This is a genomic window from Microbacterium sp. NPDC055357, assembly GCF_053644835.1.
Genome location: NZ_JBSHLZ010000015.1, coordinates 1 through 14,678 on the forward strand (window position 1 = coordinate 1; position 14,678 = coordinate 14,678).

The following is a 14,678-nucleotide window of genomic DNA, read 5'->3' on the forward strand; positions in this document are numbered from 1 at the left end:
ACCGCGGCGGCAATGATGGAGCGTCAGGAACGATGCCCGCAGCCCGATGAATGCCGGCGACCCGTAGGGGAGCGCACACCGACGCGCAGCGGCGCCGGGGGAGTGTGAGGGGGTTGCTCCCCTCGCGCCGTGCCCCGGAGGGCACGGCTGGGGCGGCCTATTGGGTCGCCCACGTCCACGCAGCTGCGGTGATGGTGTCGAGGTCGTCGAGGGTGGCGCTGCCGGATGCGGTGACCGCGGTCACGCCGTCTGCGTCGCGCCGGTCGGCGCGCCACTCGTATCCGGTGACTTCGCGCTCGAGGTCGTCGCTGGGCCGGTCGCAGATTTCGGTGAACCCGATTCGGGCGTCCTCGTTCTGCTTGTAGAACACCAGGTGCCCGTATCCGAACGTCTCGGGGTCCTCTTCGCAGAGGTCGAGGCCGGGGACGGATGCCGCGAGCTCGTCGAACTCGGCGCGCAGCGTCTCGGCGGGCGTGCGGTAGTGCGCGTCGCCTTCCTCGTCGCTCCGTGCGTGGGCGTTGATCCATTCGAGCGCGGCCGCGGTGCGGCCGCAGGAGCGCAGCAGACCGGCGAGGGCGTCGGCCTCGGTGCAGGTGAGCGCCTTGGCGATGTCTGCGGCGGCGTCGCCGCTCCAGACCTCCAGGAACCAGTGCAGCGGTGTTCCTGGCTCGACGGTCTGAGCGGCGGGGGTGGCGGTGGTCGTGTTCATGGTCGTATCTCCCTTATCCCTTATGCCTCTATTAGTTCTTGGTGATCTGCTCGGCGGGGCGGTGGTCCTGAATCTCGGCGTAGGCGACGCGATCGGTCCAGCTGTAGGCGGTTTCGACGCTGACCGTCTTGGCGTTCACCCGGGCGACTTTGTGCCAGTAGCCGCGGACCTTCACCGCGTCGCCCTTGGCGATGTTGTCGCGGCTGTATCCGGTCGCGCGTCCCGTGGCGATCTGGTCGGCGCGCACCTGTTCCCAGTAGGCGAGCTGGTCGCGCAGCTCGTCGAGCTGCGGCGCGTAGGCGGCTGCTCGCTTGGCCTTCTGCTCGTCCGTGGCGGGGCGGTATCCCGTCTCCCGGTCGTACACGTCCGCGATGATCCGGCGCTCGGTGCGCCGAATGTCCGCGCCGATCTTCTCGATGCGGTTGGCGACGGTCACGGGGTTGTAGCGGGCATCCGTGGTGTGTGCGGCGGCCTCGGCGCGGCGGGCGGCTTCCTCGGCGTCGATGTGGGCGTCGATGCTGCGGCGCATGCTGTTGTGCGCCTTGTCGATCGCGCGGCGGTGGCGGCCTTCGGAGTGGTGGCCGACCTTGATCGGCTCGCCGCCCTCGGGCAGGCGTGCGACGTCGCTCAGGTGCTTGTTCCATGCGGCATCCGAGTTCGTGGCCTTCCGGTCGGCCTTGGCGTCGAGCGCGGCCACGCGGTCAGCCTGACGGGCGATCTTCCCGGCTTCTACCTCTGCGGTGCTGCGGGTCGTGAGGTCGATTTCCAGCGATGCCAGCTCGAACCCTGCCGCCTCCAGGGCTGCGGCGGTGCGGGTGATGACGTGATGCTGGGGGAGACGGTCGCGGCTGTTCGGGACGTACCATGCGCCGATGCTCCGACCCCAGCGCCACCGGTTCGCCTTCAAGATCGCGGCGGACCCGTCACCCTTGGCGGTGCCCTCGATGATCGTTCCGGCCTCGTGCGTGTGCGTGATGCTCAGCATGCTTGGTTCCTCTCTCCACCTCGTTTTTTTGCCTTGAAGGCACGTAGTGCCGGTCAGGGAGTGCCGCCTGGAGCGACAACCCGGAGGGCGGTGGCGGAGAGAATTTCGGGTGCGATGAGAGGGAGCGCAGCGACCGCGCGCCCGAAAATCTCGGGGGAGCCGGCCCCGCGCAGCGGGGCTTGCGTGGAGGGTGGCCGACCGTAGACTGCCGCAGGCTTCAAGGCCAAAAAACGACGCGCGTATGCGCGCTCGTGAACAGTCGGCGCGCAGCGCCGTCGTTTCAGTCCGGGCCGACCTCTGTCGGCGGCCCGGTTGCTGGGCCGGCCTCCGTGGCGGCACAGCATTGCCCCGCGCTGTGGCGCGGGGCGGCTGGCTCTTATGGGGATATTGCCTCTATTAGCTCTCGTCGGGGAGCATTGCGGCGATCTTCTCGACGGGCGACAGCGGGTATCCCCAGGCCTGGAGCGTCTGGAAGTACGCCGCCTTCTCGGGGCGGGGGGAGCGCCAGGTGTCGCGGCTGGTCTGCTGCTCGATGCCGCCGAGGACGATCGCGACGGCGACGTGCGCGGCGCGGGTCGGGTGCGCGGTGAGGTATTCGGCGATCTTGTCGCCGTAGCCGCGCTCAATGCCGAGGAATTCCTGCGCCTGGCTGTTGCCGTGTCCGATGGACTGGCCGAGGTCGTAGCCTCCGGTGGCCAGGAGCGTTGCGACCACGCTCATCGCGTCCTTCGGCATGGTCTTGCGGGCCAGGAACGTCGCGACCCACTCGCGGCGAACCGACTCAGCGGCGTCCCATTCCTTGTTGTTGGCGATGAGCGTCTTGCGCTCGGCCTTCTGCTCGTCGGTCATCGGGCCTTTGGCCGCGCCGCTGGTGGCACCGGGGCGGAGGATGAGCCCTGCCGCGTCGAGGTCCTCGACGTAGTACGTCACCTCGAACTGCTCGGCGTCCCACGCGCGGACGTGCGCCGCGATCCCGGGCTTGCCCTCCACGTAGTCGCTGGTGATCCTGTTCCCGCCTTCGTCGGTCACCTGGTGCAGACGGTAGGGGGTGGCATCCTCCCAGCCCGGGGAGGACGACAGGATGCGGTGCCCCTTAGCCGCTACTTCCGCCTCCACCTGCTCGCGGAGCACGGCGGCGGCTCGCTCGTTGCGCGCGCGCTGGACGGCGACGGGGAAGTAGTCGGGCTGGCTCCCGGCAATCTCGGTGAGGTCAGCGACGGCCTGTGGGTCGTCCTCGAACTCGATCAGCGTCGCGGCCTGGTCGAGGGTCAGTCCGACCTCCGCGACGAGCCGGGTCCCGGTGTCGCTGGAGGCGACGGTCAGGCCGGTCTTGATCGTGTCGCGCTTGGTGCCGGTGCGCTTCGCGATCTGCGTGGCGCTGAGTCCTTCCAACTCCAACTGCCGCCAGGCGTCGAGTCGGTCGCCCTCTCCAAGTGCTTCGCGCTGGTCGTTCTCGACCAGCTGCTCGATGATGCGCTGGGCGGTGTCCGTGTCGTCGACGTCGACGACGTAGACGGGCATCGTCGCGAGGCCGACCATTTGGGCGGCGAGGGTGCGGCGCTGGCCGTAGCGGACGTGCACTCCCTCGCTGTCGCGGTAGGCGACGACGGGCTGGAGGACGCCGTTTGCACGGATGCTGTCGACGAACTCCTTCCCGAGGGTCGCTTCGGTGCGCACGTTCGTGGCCACGTCGATGGTCTGGGGGTCGATGTGCTCGATGGTTCCGGGCGTGGTCGTGGTGGTCATGTTCATCCCTTTCCCCTCCACGTTTTTTTGCCGTGAAGGCACGAATGTGCCGGTCAGGGAGGACGTGCGCAGCGTCAACACGGAGTGCGGTGGGGGAGAGAGTTTCCGGTGCGATGTGAGGGAGCGCAGCGACCGCGTGCCGGAAAGTCTCGGGGGAGCCGGCCCCGCTCGCGGGGCTTGCGCGGAGCGTGGCCGACCGTAGACTGCCGCAGGCTTCACGGTAAAAAACGGCGCCCCGCAGGGCGCGAAGGATCTGCGGCCGGCAGGCCGTCCCCCCTGGTGTTGAGGGCAGCTGTCCATCCTTGTGGGCGAGTGGAGCCCTGCGGCAGCTCGGGTCGTCCACAGGTGGTCAGGTGGCCGCTCGGTGTGGGGCGGGTCAGGCTTTGGGCCGGCGCACCTTCGGGGTGCGCGGGAACTCGCGGTGCATTTGCGCCAGGATCGCGTCGATTTCGGGCTGTTGGGCCGCGATGCGCTCGCGCAGCTCGGCGTCCGCAGCGCGTCGAGCTGCGGACTCGACACGGTGCCGCTCACGATCGGCTTCTGCTCGAGCGCGGGGTGCCAGCTCGTCGACGGCGATCGTCTGGCCGATGAGCCAGAACAGCCAGGCGAGCGGGTCGCGCTGCTCGGCCGGCTCGACGTCGGCCCGCATGCCGGCCCGGTAGCGGTCGACGTGTTCGAGGACCTGGTGTGCGGTCCAGCCGCGCTCGACGAGGCGATGCCTGGCGATCGCGTCGCACACCTGGCCGATGTGGCGGCCGCCGATCCACACCGCGTCGCTGCGGCCGTCCGGTGTTCGCACGTAGACGCGCTGCGGCTGCGCGCGAGGGGTCCGCAGGAGCCGGGGCAGCCGGTCGACGAGCTGAGCGGCGAACTGCTGGACCGCGAACGGCCAACGAGGCTGGGCCTCAGCCGTTTCAACCACTCCTGTCATAGCCGGTCGGCGCGGAGCGCCGGCCTTTCGCGCGCCTCGGGCGCGCTTTGGTGAGTTCTCTGTAACGGGAGAGGTTTCGTTAACTGGTCCCGAGAGGGGTAGGGGGGTGCCGTCCACAGAGTGAGGGATCGTGAGCGCTCGTGTGGAGGCGGCCGCGCGCTGGTGCTCTGCGCCGAGCGCGCGGGCCTCGGCCAGCTCGTCGAGGGAGAGGCGATTGCGACCGCGGGCGCACTCGACGACGAGGCCGACCCGGGAGAGGAAGCGCATGATGCGCTTCACGGTGGCTTCGGCGTATCCGATGCGCTCCGCGACGGTGGCGTGCGAAACGGCCACGTCGCGGCCCGTGGTGCGGTCTGCGGCAGCCGCCCACTGTCGGGCGGCTGAGAGTACCGTGCTGGGCCCTGCGACGCGCAGACGGCGGCGTAGGGCCTCCACGCTGGGGATGGTCAGAGCGAACTCCACGGCGTGCAGCCAGTCGGAGGGCCGGCAGACCGGCACGGCGGCGTAGACGCCCTCCGGGGGCGTCAGCATGAGTCCGCGGCCGCGGCTGCGCGGGCCGCGGCCTCCCCGTGGGGCCGGTGGCCGATCGAGGGTCAGCCGGCGGTGTGCGGGCGCATCGGGGCCTGTCGGCCGTTTGGGGGACACGTCGCGGCGTGTCGGAGCCGATTGCGCGTGGAAATAGGCAGCGTTGGGCGTTATGATGAAGTCACCTTCCTGGCATGGGTAGGTACAACGAAGCCCCGGCTCCCGGCCGGTTCTTCCTCACATCGCCTTCATCTGGTCCAGTCGCCAAACTTCTCAGATGAGGCACTTCGAGTTTCGAGGCCCGCCCCTGGCGGGCCTCATCTCGTTAAGCGGCGTCGATAGGCAGCTCCCCGTCGTGAAGCTCCTGCTCTGGCCACGTCACGGGCAGGCCGCGACTGGTCAGCTCCAGGTGCTCGATGATGTGCTCGAACATCACGGCCGACGAGACAGCTGCTTGATCCGCAAGGCGGTCAAGCCGTTCTTTCGCGCTGCGCTCGACGACGTAGCCGAGCGGCACTGGGTCTACCAGTGAGCCGCGAGGACGTCGACGAGGGGCCATGTGAGCGAGCGTAGTTCTATGCCAATGGTTAACGTCAGAGTGACACGCCGGGGGGTCAACCTCGGGTTGAGGGTTGTTCGCGGCCGGTGCGGCTCTGGAGCTGCACGGTGGTGTCTCCGAGCTGGAGACGTGCGCTGGCGGCGATGATCGTCGGCGTGTGGGGCGACAGGGCTTGGCCGTCGACGTATGTGCCGTTGCTGGAGCCGTGGTCGGTGACGGTGAGCCTGCCGGCGTCGTCGACGTCGACGAGTGCGTGGGTGCGCGAGACTTCGCGGCCGGGGCTGGGGAGCTTCACGGGAGTGTGCCCGTCGATCGCGTCGGGGTTGCGGCCGAGAACGGCCGGAGCCGGCGTCGTGATCGTCTCGCCGCTGTCGAGCTGCACGATGAGCTGCGGCCGCGGTGCGCGGACGAACACGGTGTGCTCGTCGACCTCGGGGAGCGGCGCAGCTGTGCGGCGGTATCCCGGGGCAACCGCGGCGGGCACGGTGGCCTGAGTCGCCGGGGGCGGAGAAACGGGTGAGCGTGGGGGAGTGTCGCTGAGCTCCACGCGCAACGGCTGTTCGATGCCGCATGCGCCGCACGTGGCGGCGGTGACGACGACGAGCTGCTGGCACTGTCGGCACGGGCCGTTGACGGGGGTCAGCCGGGAGGCATCCGCGATCGTGTTGCCCGCGTCGATCGGCTGGACGACGCCGCTGGGCCGCACGGCGATGCGGTAGCGCTGTCCGGCCTCGTCGACGTCGACCGCGACGGGTCGCGAGAGAGTGTCTGCGAGGGCGGCGCAGCGCGCGATGATGCCGGCCCGCATGCCCTCCACGGTCGGAGAGGCGCAGCCCTGCGGTGCGCCGTTGATGCGGAGCACCGCAGTGACGTGCTGGGCCTCGGATCGAATCTCGACCTGGATGCGGGGCCACGTCCCGACCTTCTGAGCTTCGGTCATTCGCGCGGCGCTCCGTTGAGGCCTCCGGCGACGGCAGCGCCCGCGGCGAGCCATGCGCGCTGCGTGGCGGGCCGCAGGCTCTCGTAGGTGATCTGGCCGTCGACGAGGGCAGGATCGTGCGGGATCATCACCGCGGCGCGAGTGAGGGCGCTGTACCCGTTGGCGACGTGCTGCATGTCGGCACGGGTGGCCTTGGGATCGGCCTGGGTGATGACCGTGACGGCATCCCGCGCGAGACGGGCGGAGCGTGCGTCACGCGTAGCCAGGTCCTCCAGGAGCAGTGCGCCGGCTTCCGCGTGATCGTCTCGGGTCGTTGTGGAGACGACGAGCTGGTCTGCCAGGTCGATCATGCGCAGCCACATCGGGTCGCTCTCATCGTTCCCGCTGTCGATGAAGATGAGCCGGTAGTACTTCGCGGCGACGGCGTGGATCGCGTCGACGTCGGTCGGCGTGATGCGCTGTTCGTTTGCCCGGGCGGTGGGATTGGAGCGCAGCACGTCGAAGCGGTCGCTGGTCTGGTGGTGCACGAAGTGGGCGAGGTCGGCCGCCTGTGCGCCCGTGCCGAGCAGCCGTTCGGCGTGGGGCAGGAGGTCGAGCAGCGTGCTGGCGTGCGGACCCTGTTCGGTGCGCCAGCCGAGCGTGCCACGGGTCTGGTTGTTGTCCCATGCGAGAACGCCTGCGCCGCCGTACCGGGCGAAAGTCGCGCTCAGGAGGATGGTCGCGGGCGTCTTGCCGGCGCCACCCTTGCCGTTGACGACGGCGATGGTGCGGGGGCCAGGCCAGTGCTGGCTCACGGCGCGCTCGTCGGCGCGCACGGCGCGCTCTGCGTCGCTGGGAGCCATGCGGATGCCGGCACGGGTGAGCGCCCCGCGAATGCCCGTCGTAGCGGGCTTCTCGATCTGCTCCTGGGTGAGGAACGACGTGCGCACCTCGCGACGGGTCACGGGAGCCTCTGTCGTCCAGGCGGCCGCTCCTGTGGCCTCTGGTGCGACCGTGGGGGCCGGCGCTGCGGTCGGTGTGGGCAGCGGCGGCCGCGGCGGCACATCGACTGCAGGAGCCGGTTCGGCGGCGACTGCAGGAGCGGGCGACGGTGCGACTGCAGGCGGCGCAGCTTCCGTGGGAGCGGGGACGTCGGTGATGACGTCCTGGGCGGCCGCAGCGCGGGCCGCACCTCGAGTAGTGGTCGCCGTGGGCGGGTTGGTGTCCTCGCTCACCTGGGCGTGCTCGTCAACGATCAGGTGATAGGTCGGCTCGACGCCGCCTGTCGTTACTTTCACGGGTCGCCCGAGCGCGCGGGCCTGGTCCGCGGCGAGCTGCATGAGCTGGGCGCGGGTCTGGTGCACGTCGGGGGTGGTCACATCGTGTCGGCGTCCCTGCACGATGAGCGCACCGGTTCCGTCTTCGTGGGTGAGGGCTTCGATGCGGGGGAAGTTTGCTGCTTCGCTAGTCATCCGTGTCTCCTATCCGAGTGTGATCCCGACCTCGGCCATGAACGGCTCGGGGTCGACGGCTTCGCCGTTCACGTGGGTTTCAAAATGCAGGTGGCATCCGTGGGACTGGCCGCTGTTGCCGACTTTGCCGATCTGCTGGCCTCCGGTGACCTTGTCGCCTTCCTTGACGAGGATTCCGTCTGCGTACATGTGGAGGTAGACGGTCGTGACACCGCCGCCGTGGTCGATGATGATGGTGCCGTTGCTGCCGTAGCCGACGCCGAATCCGGTGGCGACGACGGTCCCGGTCTGTGCGGCCCAAATGGGCTCGTCGCAGCCGGGGGCGAGGTCTGTCCCGCGGTGGAACGAGCTGCTGGGGCCGTTGGGCGTCATGACCGGATCGCGGGGGCCGAAGTCGCTGCTGATTGGTCCGCGCGCCGGGGCGGCCCAGCCGTCCTTGTTGACGGTCCCGGGCACGAGGCTTTCGCCGTTGCAGACTTGGCTGCCGGTGCCTTCGGTGAGCCCGGTGTCGACGCCTGCCAGGGCCTCGACGATCTGCACGGCCGTATCCCAGTACTTCTCGTAGTGGTACGGGTTCGAGTTGACCTGCGTGCGGTGCGCGACGAGGGTCGGCGCGATCGTCTGACGCTCGGGATCGGGAACCTTCTTCACCATCGCGTCGAAGAACTTCGTTGACGTGATGTAGGGGTCCATCCGCTCGGCGGGCGTGCCCCAGCCGTCCTGCTGCTGGAACAGGCCGATCGAGGTCGTGGGGGAGCCGTCCGGGTTGCGGACGCCGTTCGTCTCCCAGTCGCCGTAGTCGATGTTGACGAGCGAGGATTCACCCATCGCCGTCATGACGCCGATGGTCTGATCCCGCACGCCCAGGCCCTTGTCCGCGCCGGCCTTGATGATGTGCGCCGCGTTCACGAGCTGATCGTGCCCGTAGCCGCCAACGTCGATGTTCGGCACGGAATCGGGGTCGATGCTGACGCTGGTTCCCGGGCCGCTCTCGGGGTTGCATGCGAGCGCGGCGACCGCGAAGAGGGGGATCGAGAGGATGCCGCCGAGCAGAAGCGCCGGCACGAGGATCGCGACGATAGGCGTGAGCTTCTTGCCGTTGTCGCTCATCAGTTCACCCCCTCGGGCGGGGTGATGCGGGAGACGAGCCAGGGGCTCGCGCCGTCGAGGCGGGTGAGGATGAGCGTGTAGGGGCCGACGTCGGTCGGCACGTCGACGTGCACGACCATGGCGCTGGTGTCATCGGTGATCGTGCCGCTGCCGGTGACGCGGCTGGCGGGCACAACGGACGCTTGCACGTATGCGTAGTCGGTGCGGGCCTGGGGAGTCAGGAGCGGGGAAAGCTCCTTCCACCAGGTGTCCTGGTCGAGCGAGGGACGGGCGAACGCGGCCATAGCCGCGTCCGCCGCCTCGATCGCTGCGGATCGGTCTGCGTCGCTCCAGGTGGCGACGGGGACCGGGGCAATGGTCTGCCCCGTGTCCTCGTCGACGTATCCGGGCGGCACGGTCGGGAGGCCGGAAGGGTTCGGCATGCTGGGTGTGACCGACGGAGAAGAAGATTCTGTCGGGTATGTGTTCGGATAATCGCTGGCGTTCGTGCATCCAACGGCCGTCAGCGCTACTAGCGCTACGGCCGTGATCGCCGGCCACACTCGTTGCATGAATCAGTCCTCCGTTGTCTGCTGCTCCCGGCTCGACCCCCGCCGCATCTGTTCTTTCAGCTCATCGCGAATGATGATCCACCCGCCTGCGACCTCGTAGCCGGGGATCTTCCCGGCTTTGAGCATGCTGTAGACACCTTGCGGGGTCTTGCGCACGAGGGCGGATACCTCCTTGACCGTCAGCGTCTCCGGGAGATTCGCGAAGAGGGCATCGAGCGCGTCATGGGGGCCGCCCATCACACGGTGCTCTCTTGTTCGCATGCCACCAGACTATAACAGATCGTACTAAACATGGGTAGACAGTTCGGTGTTGGGGGGACACACCTAAACATATTCATCTTGCTCCAATCGTGCTAGATGGGTTAGTGTGGGGGGGAGACCACAATTCATTATCGGGGGGGTCATAACGATGAGCGAAGGGAATCCCTGGGTCAGTCGCCCAGCTGCGGAGCCGACGCCGGTTGAGCCGCTGATCGAGCGGTCAGCGATTCCGACTGGTCCGACTGCGCCGCAGCTCGGCGTGCCCGCACCCGAAGCCGCCGACCGCCTGCCGTTCCGAAACGTCGGGCATTGGTCGCCTCTGTGGATCGTTGGTGCACACGGCGGCGCGGGGGAGTCCACACTGGCCGCGCTGATCCCGGGCGCGACCGTGACGGATCACCACTGGCCGCAGCAAGCCGGTGGGGTCGTCCGCGCTGTTGTGGTCGCTCGGTCGAATCTGAGGGGCCTGGCGGCCGCTCAGGTGGCCGCGCAGCAGTGGGCGTCGCGCCTGGTCCCCGGCGTCGACCTGCTCGGCCTCGTCATCATGGCCGATGCCCCTGGCAGACTTCCCCGCCCGTTGCGCGACCGCTTGCAGGTCGTCGCGGGCGGGTACGCGCGCACCTGGACGGTGCCGTGGATCGATACGTGGCGAACGAGCGAAGTCGACTCGGCCGCCGCCCCGCGTGAGGTCCGTCGCGTCGTCGACGAGCTGACCGCACTCGCGAACACCCAACAGAAAGGATGAGGCCAATGCCTCTGATTGACACCCTGCTCACGGCAGCGGCACTGCTTCCGGCCCAGATTCCGGACCCGGGCCCCGTGCAGCCTCCCGGCACTGGCGGCTTCACGACCGTTATCTCCTGGGTCAAGTGGATCGGCTTCGCCCTCGCAGGCGTCGCGATCGTCATTGTCGCGATCCGCATGTTCTTCAACAGCCGCCGCGGTGAGGGCGGCGAGCACGCCGGCGCGCTCGGTTGGATTCTCGGTGGCGTCATCCTGATCGGTGGCGGCGCCGGTATCGTCTCGGCGCTGATGGGCGGTTAACCCATGTCCCTCGACGACGAGACGACTCAGCAGAGTCCGTTCCGCCGCCCCGGCTGGATCGCCGCGGCGGTGGTGGTGGGCCTGCTCATCGTTGCCGCCGTGGTGGTCTGGATCGTCAGCTCGGTTTCGTCCTCGGATGACCCCGAGCCGGCTCCGCAGCCGTCCGAGTCGTCGACGTCCGCCCCGGCCCCCTCGGAGGGGGCTGCGGGCGGTTCGTCTATCTGCGGCCTCGACCTGGTGGAGATGAGCGGCACGCTCGACACGGCACCCGCGACGACCTGGGACTACGCCGGCACGACACCGTTCCCGGTGTCCGATGAGTTCGGCCCTGCCGACACGACGGACGCCGGCATCAAGACGTGCTTTGCACGTACTCCCGAAGGTGCGGCCCTGGCTGCGTCTGTCGGAGTGGGCTACTTGATGAACCCCGACACCATCCAGCCTTGGCGTGAGTCTGCACTCGCCAAGGGACCGATCCGTGACCAGGTGCTCAGCACCCCGCCCACGGACGTGTCGTCGGAAGTCCGCGCCGAGGTCACGGCGTTCCGCCTCCTGAGCTATGACGGCGACTCCGCTCGAGTAGACGTCGGCGTCACGGTGACCGGAAACGGGAACACCGGCTACCTGTCGATCGTCATGCCCCTCATCTGGGAGGACGGCGACTGGAAGGTGAACTACTCCGAAACCGATCTGACCGAACGGCCTGCGCAGCTCCCGAATCTCGCCGGCTACATCCACTGGGAGGGGTGAGCGACCTATGTGCTCAATTCTTGACCCCGTTGGCTGCGCCGAAGACATGGTGAACTCTGTCGTCGGCGGCGCGATCGAGGACATGGCGAACGCCGTCATTGAGGGCGTCGGCAAGGTCATCGCGTCGTTCGGGACGATGTGGGTCAACATTGGCACACCGGTCCTCACGGGCGGCGACGGCGGCTCCGCGGCAGGTGCGGACGCCGGTTTCTCTGCACCGGTCCTCCAGGTGCTCGGCTACATCACCTGGATCGGCTACGCGGTCGCGATCATCGCGATAATCGCGCTGGCCTCGATCACGACCGTGAAGGTTCGCCGCGGTGAGGGGCTGCTGGCCGTAGGACGGCTCGGCATCATCCTCGCCGCGGTGATCCTGATTGGCGGCGCATCCGGCCTCGTCGCGGGGCTGCTCCCGAGCGGTCCTGTCGGGGCTGGCGGCGCGGTCGCATTCCTCCAGGGCTCGCTCTGGTGGATCATGCTCGCGGTCGCGGTCGGCGCGACGATCGTCGGTGCGATCCGCATGGCGGTGACGATGCGGGCGGAACCCGGTAAGGACGTGTTCTTCGGGCTTCTGCGGCTCATTGTCGTCGCCGGGGCCGGCGTCGGCATTGTCGCCCTGCTGGTGACGGCGGCCGATGCGTTCTCGGTGTGGATCATCGACCGCTCGACCGACTGCAACCTGGCCAGCGGCGACAGCACGTGCTTCGGCCGCAACATCAGCAACCTGCTGGTGTTGACCACGACCGGCACGGCGGGCGCACCTGGTCTGGGCGCGCTGCTCGTCATCATCCTCGGCGTCATCGCGATCATCGTCGCGGTGGTGCAGATCATCCTCATGCTCGCCCGTGGTGGCATGCTCGTGGTGCTCACGGGCATCCTCCCGCTGTCGGCCGCGGCCGCGATGAGCGGTGAGTCGGGCAAGGGATGGTTCAACAAGAACGTGGCCTGGCTGGTCGCTTTCATCCTCTACAAGCCCGCGGCGGCGATCATCTACGCGGCCGCGTTCCAGCTCGCCGGAACCGACGTTTTCAAGGACGACGGCACGGGCCTTATCTCGGTCATCACGGGCCTCATGATGATGCTGCTCGCGCTTGTCGCGCTGCCGGCGCTCATGCGGTTCGTGACGCCGATGGTCGGGGCTATGGCAGGCGGCGCTGGAGGCGGCATGCTCGCCGCGGCCGGGGTAGCTGCCGTCCCGAGTGGCGCAGCACAGATCGGCCGTCTCGGCGGCGGTGCGGGCGGAGGCTCGACCGCTTCCCCGTCGACGGCTGGCGCGACCGGCTCGACAGGCACGGCCGGGTCCGCTGGCTCGGCTGGTTCGCAGGGCCAGGCCGGGGCTGCTGCTGCCGGTCGGGGGGCCGCTGCCGGTGGTGGAGCTGCGGGCGGTGGAGCCGCCGCTGGTGGTGGCGCTGCTGCCGCTGGTGGTGGAGCCGCCGCTGCGGGCGGTGGTGCTGCCGCTGGCGCATCTGCCGGCGCGGCCGCAGGCCCGTGGGGGGCCGCTGCGGGCGCAGCGGTCGGTGCGGCCAAACAGGTAGGCGATGCAGCGAAGGGCGCTGCACAGAAGCTAGGCGATCAGGCGACAGGAGAGGGTCCAAGTGGCAACCGTTGAGACGTCGAGCCGACAGGCTCGCACATATGGAAACTGGCGTCGACCGACGTCGGCCGGACTTCTCGGGCTCGGCGCGGTCGGGACGGGTCTGCTGCTCGTCGGCATGCTCGTCGTCGTCCTCGTGTTGATGACGCGCGGCATGCTGGATGCGGCTATCACCGCCGTGGTGATCCTGCTGCTGCTCGTCCTGCTGATGGTGCGTGATTCCCACGGGAAGAACGCGCTGTCGCGGATCTCCAACCGGGCCGGGTGGTGGGTCGCCCGGTCACGCGGCACGAACGTGTACCGCTCCGGTCCCACGGGCCGCACGCCCTGGGGAACCAACCAGCTCCCTGGCCTCGCATCGACGATCCGCCTCAGCGAGCACCGCGACTCCTACAATCGGCCGTTCGCGTTGCTGTTCCACCCGTCGACGGCGAACTACAGCGTCGTGATCGGCACGGAGCCTGCCGGGGCATCGCTCGTCGACGGCGAGCAGATCGACGTGTGGGTGGCCGACTGGGGCCACTGGCTGGCGAACCTGGCCGATGAGGCCGGCGTCGAGTCGGCCACGGTGACGATCGAGACGGCTCCCGACTCCGGCACCCGCCTGCGCCGCGAGGTCGAGACGAACCTCGACGAGAACGCACCCGCGTTCGCTCGAGAAATGCTCATCGAGGCGGTCGACCGCTACCCCGCCGGCTCCAGCATCGTCCGCGCGTATGTGACGATCACCTTCAACGCGGCCGCCCGACAGGGAGGTAAGCGCCGGAAGCCGGACGACATGGCGCGCGAGCTGGCATCGCGCCTGCCGGGTCTGACTCAGACCCTCCAGGCGACGGGGGCGGGTGCTGCGCACCCCCTGACGGCGCAGCAGCTCTGCGAGGTCATCCGTATCGCATACGACCCGGCCGCCTCCGTGCTCATCGACGAGGCGCACGCGGCTGGCCAGCCGCCCGAGCTGGACTGGAACGACGTCGGCCCGTCCGCCGCTCAGGCGAATTGGGCGAGCTACCGTCACGACTCCGGGCATTCGATCACCTGGTCGATGACCGGAGCACCGCGCGGCAACGTCCAGTCAGGTGTCCTCGGCCGCCTCCTGGCACCGCACCGCGACATTGCGCGCAAGCGCATCACTCTGCTGTACCGGCCTATCTCCCCGGCTCGTGCCGCGGCGATGGTCGAGGCCGACCTGCGCGCCGCGGAGTTCCGCGCCACGGCCGACAGCAAGGCGAAGGCGCGCGACGTCATGTCGATGCGCGCGGCCGCGGCGACAGCGGCAGAAGAGGCCAGCGGTGCGGGCCTCGTGAACTTCGGGATGCTCGTCACCGCCACGGTGCGCACGCCCGCTGAGGAAGCGGATGCCGTCGCCGCGATCGATAACCTCGGCGCGACCGCGCGGCTGCGTCTGCGGCCCGTCTACGGCTCGCAGGACAGCGCGTTTGCCGCCGCCCTCCCGCTGGGGCTCGTCCTGTCCAAGCACATCAAGATTCCCGCCGAGCTGCGGAACAACCTGTAGGAGGTCGCT

Annotated in this window: 15 protein-coding genes; 6 read left to right on the forward strand and 9 right to left on the reverse strand. The window is 69.0% G+C overall.

Annotated features, from left to right (window positions below; all coding sequences use genetic code 11):
• Nucleotides 1-157: 157 nt before the first annotated feature.
• From ACWICD_RS13870 to ACWICD_RS13885, 4 genes are all read right to left on the reverse strand, one after another.
• On the reverse strand, nt 158-709 hold the full coding sequence (locus ACWICD_RS13870) for a hypothetical protein (protein ID WP_454140511.1): 552 nt from the start codon (nt 707-709) through the stop codon (nt 158-160).
• 31 nt (nt 710-740) lie between these two features.
• Nucleotides 741-1,694, reverse strand: coding sequence for a DUF3560 domain-containing protein (locus ACWICD_RS13875; protein ID WP_454140512.1), 954 nt, complete (start codon nt 1,692-1,694; stop codon nt 741-743).
• A 396-nt stretch (nt 1,695-2,090) separates the two neighbouring features.
• Nucleotides 2,091-3,440: a ParB/RepB/Spo0J family partition protein gene (locus ACWICD_RS13880; protein WP_454140513.1), complete on the reverse strand. Its 1,350-nt coding sequence runs from the start codon at nt 3,438-3,440 to the stop codon at nt 2,091-2,093.
• A 376-nt stretch (nt 3,441-3,816) separates the two neighbouring features.
• Nucleotides 3,817-4,902 (reverse strand): hypothetical protein, encoded by a 1,086-nt coding sequence (locus tag ACWICD_RS13885; RefSeq protein WP_454140514.1) that lies wholly within the window; start codon nt 4,900-4,902, stop codon nt 3,817-3,819.
• Nucleotides 4,903-5,251: 349 nt separating this feature from the next.
• Here ACWICD_RS13885 and ACWICD_RS13890 point away from each other — a divergent pair, with 349 nt between their 5' ends.
• On the forward strand, nt 5,252-5,428 hold the full coding sequence (locus ACWICD_RS13890; RefSeq protein WP_454140515.1) for a hypothetical protein: 177 nt from the start codon (nt 5,252-5,254) through the stop codon (nt 5,426-5,428).
• 82 nt (nt 5,429-5,510) lie between these two features.
• On the opposite strand, the gene ACWICD_RS13895 is transcribed toward ACWICD_RS13890, so the two are convergent.
• From ACWICD_RS13895 to ACWICD_RS13915, 5 genes are all read right to left on the reverse strand, one after another.
• Nucleotides 5,511-6,395, reverse strand: coding sequence for an FHA domain-containing protein (locus ACWICD_RS13895; protein WP_454140516.1), 885 nt, complete (start codon nt 6,393-6,395; stop codon nt 5,511-5,513).
• Nucleotides 6,392-7,846 (reverse strand): AAA family ATPase, encoded by a 1,455-nt coding sequence (locus ACWICD_RS13900; protein ID WP_454140517.1) that lies wholly within the window; start codon nt 7,844-7,846, stop codon nt 6,392-6,394. Before ACWICD_RS13900 ends, ACWICD_RS13895 begins: the two co-directional genes overlap by 4 nt.
• 9 nt (nt 7,847-7,855) lie before the next feature.
• Nucleotides 7,856-8,956 carry a M23 family metallopeptidase gene (locus ACWICD_RS13905; RefSeq protein ID WP_259955013.1) on the reverse strand — a complete coding sequence of 367 codons (1,101 nt, stop codon included), beginning with the start codon at nt 8,954-8,956 and terminating at the stop codon, nt 7,856-7,858.
• The gene (locus tag ACWICD_RS13910) at nt 8,956-9,378 is read right to left on the reverse strand and encodes a hypothetical protein (RefSeq protein WP_454140518.1); all 423 of its coding nucleotides are present in this window, start codon (nt 9,376-9,378) and stop codon (nt 8,956-8,958) included. The genes ACWICD_RS13905 and ACWICD_RS13910 overlap by 1 nt, the downstream gene beginning before the upstream one ends.
• 132 nt (nt 9,379-9,510) lie before the next feature.
• Nucleotides 9,511-9,744 (reverse strand): helix-turn-helix domain-containing protein, encoded by a 234-nt coding sequence (locus ACWICD_RS13915; protein WP_454140526.1) that lies wholly within the window; start codon nt 9,742-9,744, stop codon nt 9,511-9,513.
• 283 nt (nt 9,745-10,027) lie between these two features.
• Here ACWICD_RS13915 and ACWICD_RS13920 point away from each other — a divergent pair, with 283 nt between their 5' ends.
• From ACWICD_RS13920 to ACWICD_RS13940, 5 genes are read left to right on the forward strand one after another with little or no spacing between them, the layout of a single operon-like run.
• Nucleotides 10,028-10,513 (forward strand): DUF6668 family protein, encoded by a 486-nt coding sequence (locus ACWICD_RS13920; RefSeq protein ID WP_363371035.1) that lies wholly within the window; start codon nt 10,028-10,030, stop codon nt 10,511-10,513.
• Between the two features lie 5 nt (nt 10,514-10,518).
• Complete coding sequence (locus ACWICD_RS13925) at nt 10,519-10,812, forward strand: hypothetical protein (RefSeq protein ID WP_046746563.1); 294 nt, start codon at nt 10,519-10,521, stop codon at nt 10,810-10,812.
• A gap of 3 nt (nt 10,813-10,815) precedes the next feature.
• Entirely contained in the window at nt 10,816-11,562 is a 747-nt protein-coding gene (locus ACWICD_RS13930) for a hypothetical protein (protein ID WP_259955007.1), read from the forward strand.
• A 46-nt stretch (nt 11,563-11,608) separates the two neighbouring features.
• A complete protein-coding gene (locus tag ACWICD_RS13935; protein WP_454140519.1) occupies nt 11,609-13,171 on the forward strand; it encodes a hypothetical protein in 1,563 nt (520 codons plus the stop codon).
• Nucleotides 13,158-14,669: an SCO6880 family protein gene (locus tag ACWICD_RS13940; RefSeq protein ID WP_454140520.1), complete on the forward strand. Its 1,512-nt coding sequence runs from the start codon at nt 13,158-13,160 to the stop codon at nt 14,667-14,669. Before ACWICD_RS13935 ends, ACWICD_RS13940 begins: the two co-directional genes overlap by 14 nt.
• Nucleotides 14,670-14,678: the final 9 nt, after the last annotated feature.

Coding starts and splice junctions, on each gene's coding strand:
- ACWICD_RS13870 (WP_454140511.1), bottom strand. CDS start 709: ATGAACACGACCACCGCCACCCCCGCCGCTCAGACCGTCGAGCCAGGA.
- ACWICD_RS13910 (WP_454140518.1), bottom strand. CDS start 9,378: ATGCCGAACCCTTCCGGCCTCCCGACCGTGCCGCCCGGATACGTCGAC.
- ACWICD_RS13925 (WP_046746563.1), top strand. CDS start 10,519: ATGCCTCTGATTGACACCCTGCTCACGGCAGCGGCACTGCTTCCGGCC.
- ACWICD_RS13935 (WP_454140519.1), top strand. CDS start 11,609: ATGGTGAACTCTGTCGTCGGCGGCGCGATCGAGGACATGGCGAACGCC.
- ACWICD_RS13905 (WP_259955013.1), bottom strand. CDS start 8,956: ATGAGCGACAACGGCAAGAAGCTCACGCCTATCGTCGCGATCCTCGTG.
- ACWICD_RS13880 (WP_454140513.1), bottom strand. CDS start 3,440: ATGACCACCACGACCACGCCCGGAACCATCGAGCACATCGACCCCCAG.
- ACWICD_RS13895 (WP_454140516.1), bottom strand. CDS start 6,395: ATGACCGAAGCTCAGAAGGTCGGGACGTGGCCCCGCATCCAGGTCGAG.
- ACWICD_RS13875 (WP_454140512.1), bottom strand. CDS start 1,694: ATGCTGAGCATCACGCACACGCACGAGGCCGGAACGATCATCGAGGGC.
- ACWICD_RS13915 (WP_454140526.1), bottom strand. CDS start 9,744: ATGGGCGGCCCCCATGACGCGCTCGATGCCCTCTTCGCGAATCTCCCG.
- ACWICD_RS13930 (WP_259955007.1), top strand. CDS start 10,816: ATGTCCCTCGACGACGAGACGACTCAGCAGAGTCCGTTCCGCCGCCCC.
- ACWICD_RS13885 (WP_454140514.1), bottom strand. CDS start 4,902: ATGCTGACGCCCCCGGAGGGCGTCTACGCCGCCGTGCCGGTCTGCCGG.
- ACWICD_RS13900 (WP_454140517.1), bottom strand. CDS start 7,846: ATGACTAGCGAAGCAGCAAACTTCCCCCGCATCGAAGCCCTCACCCAC.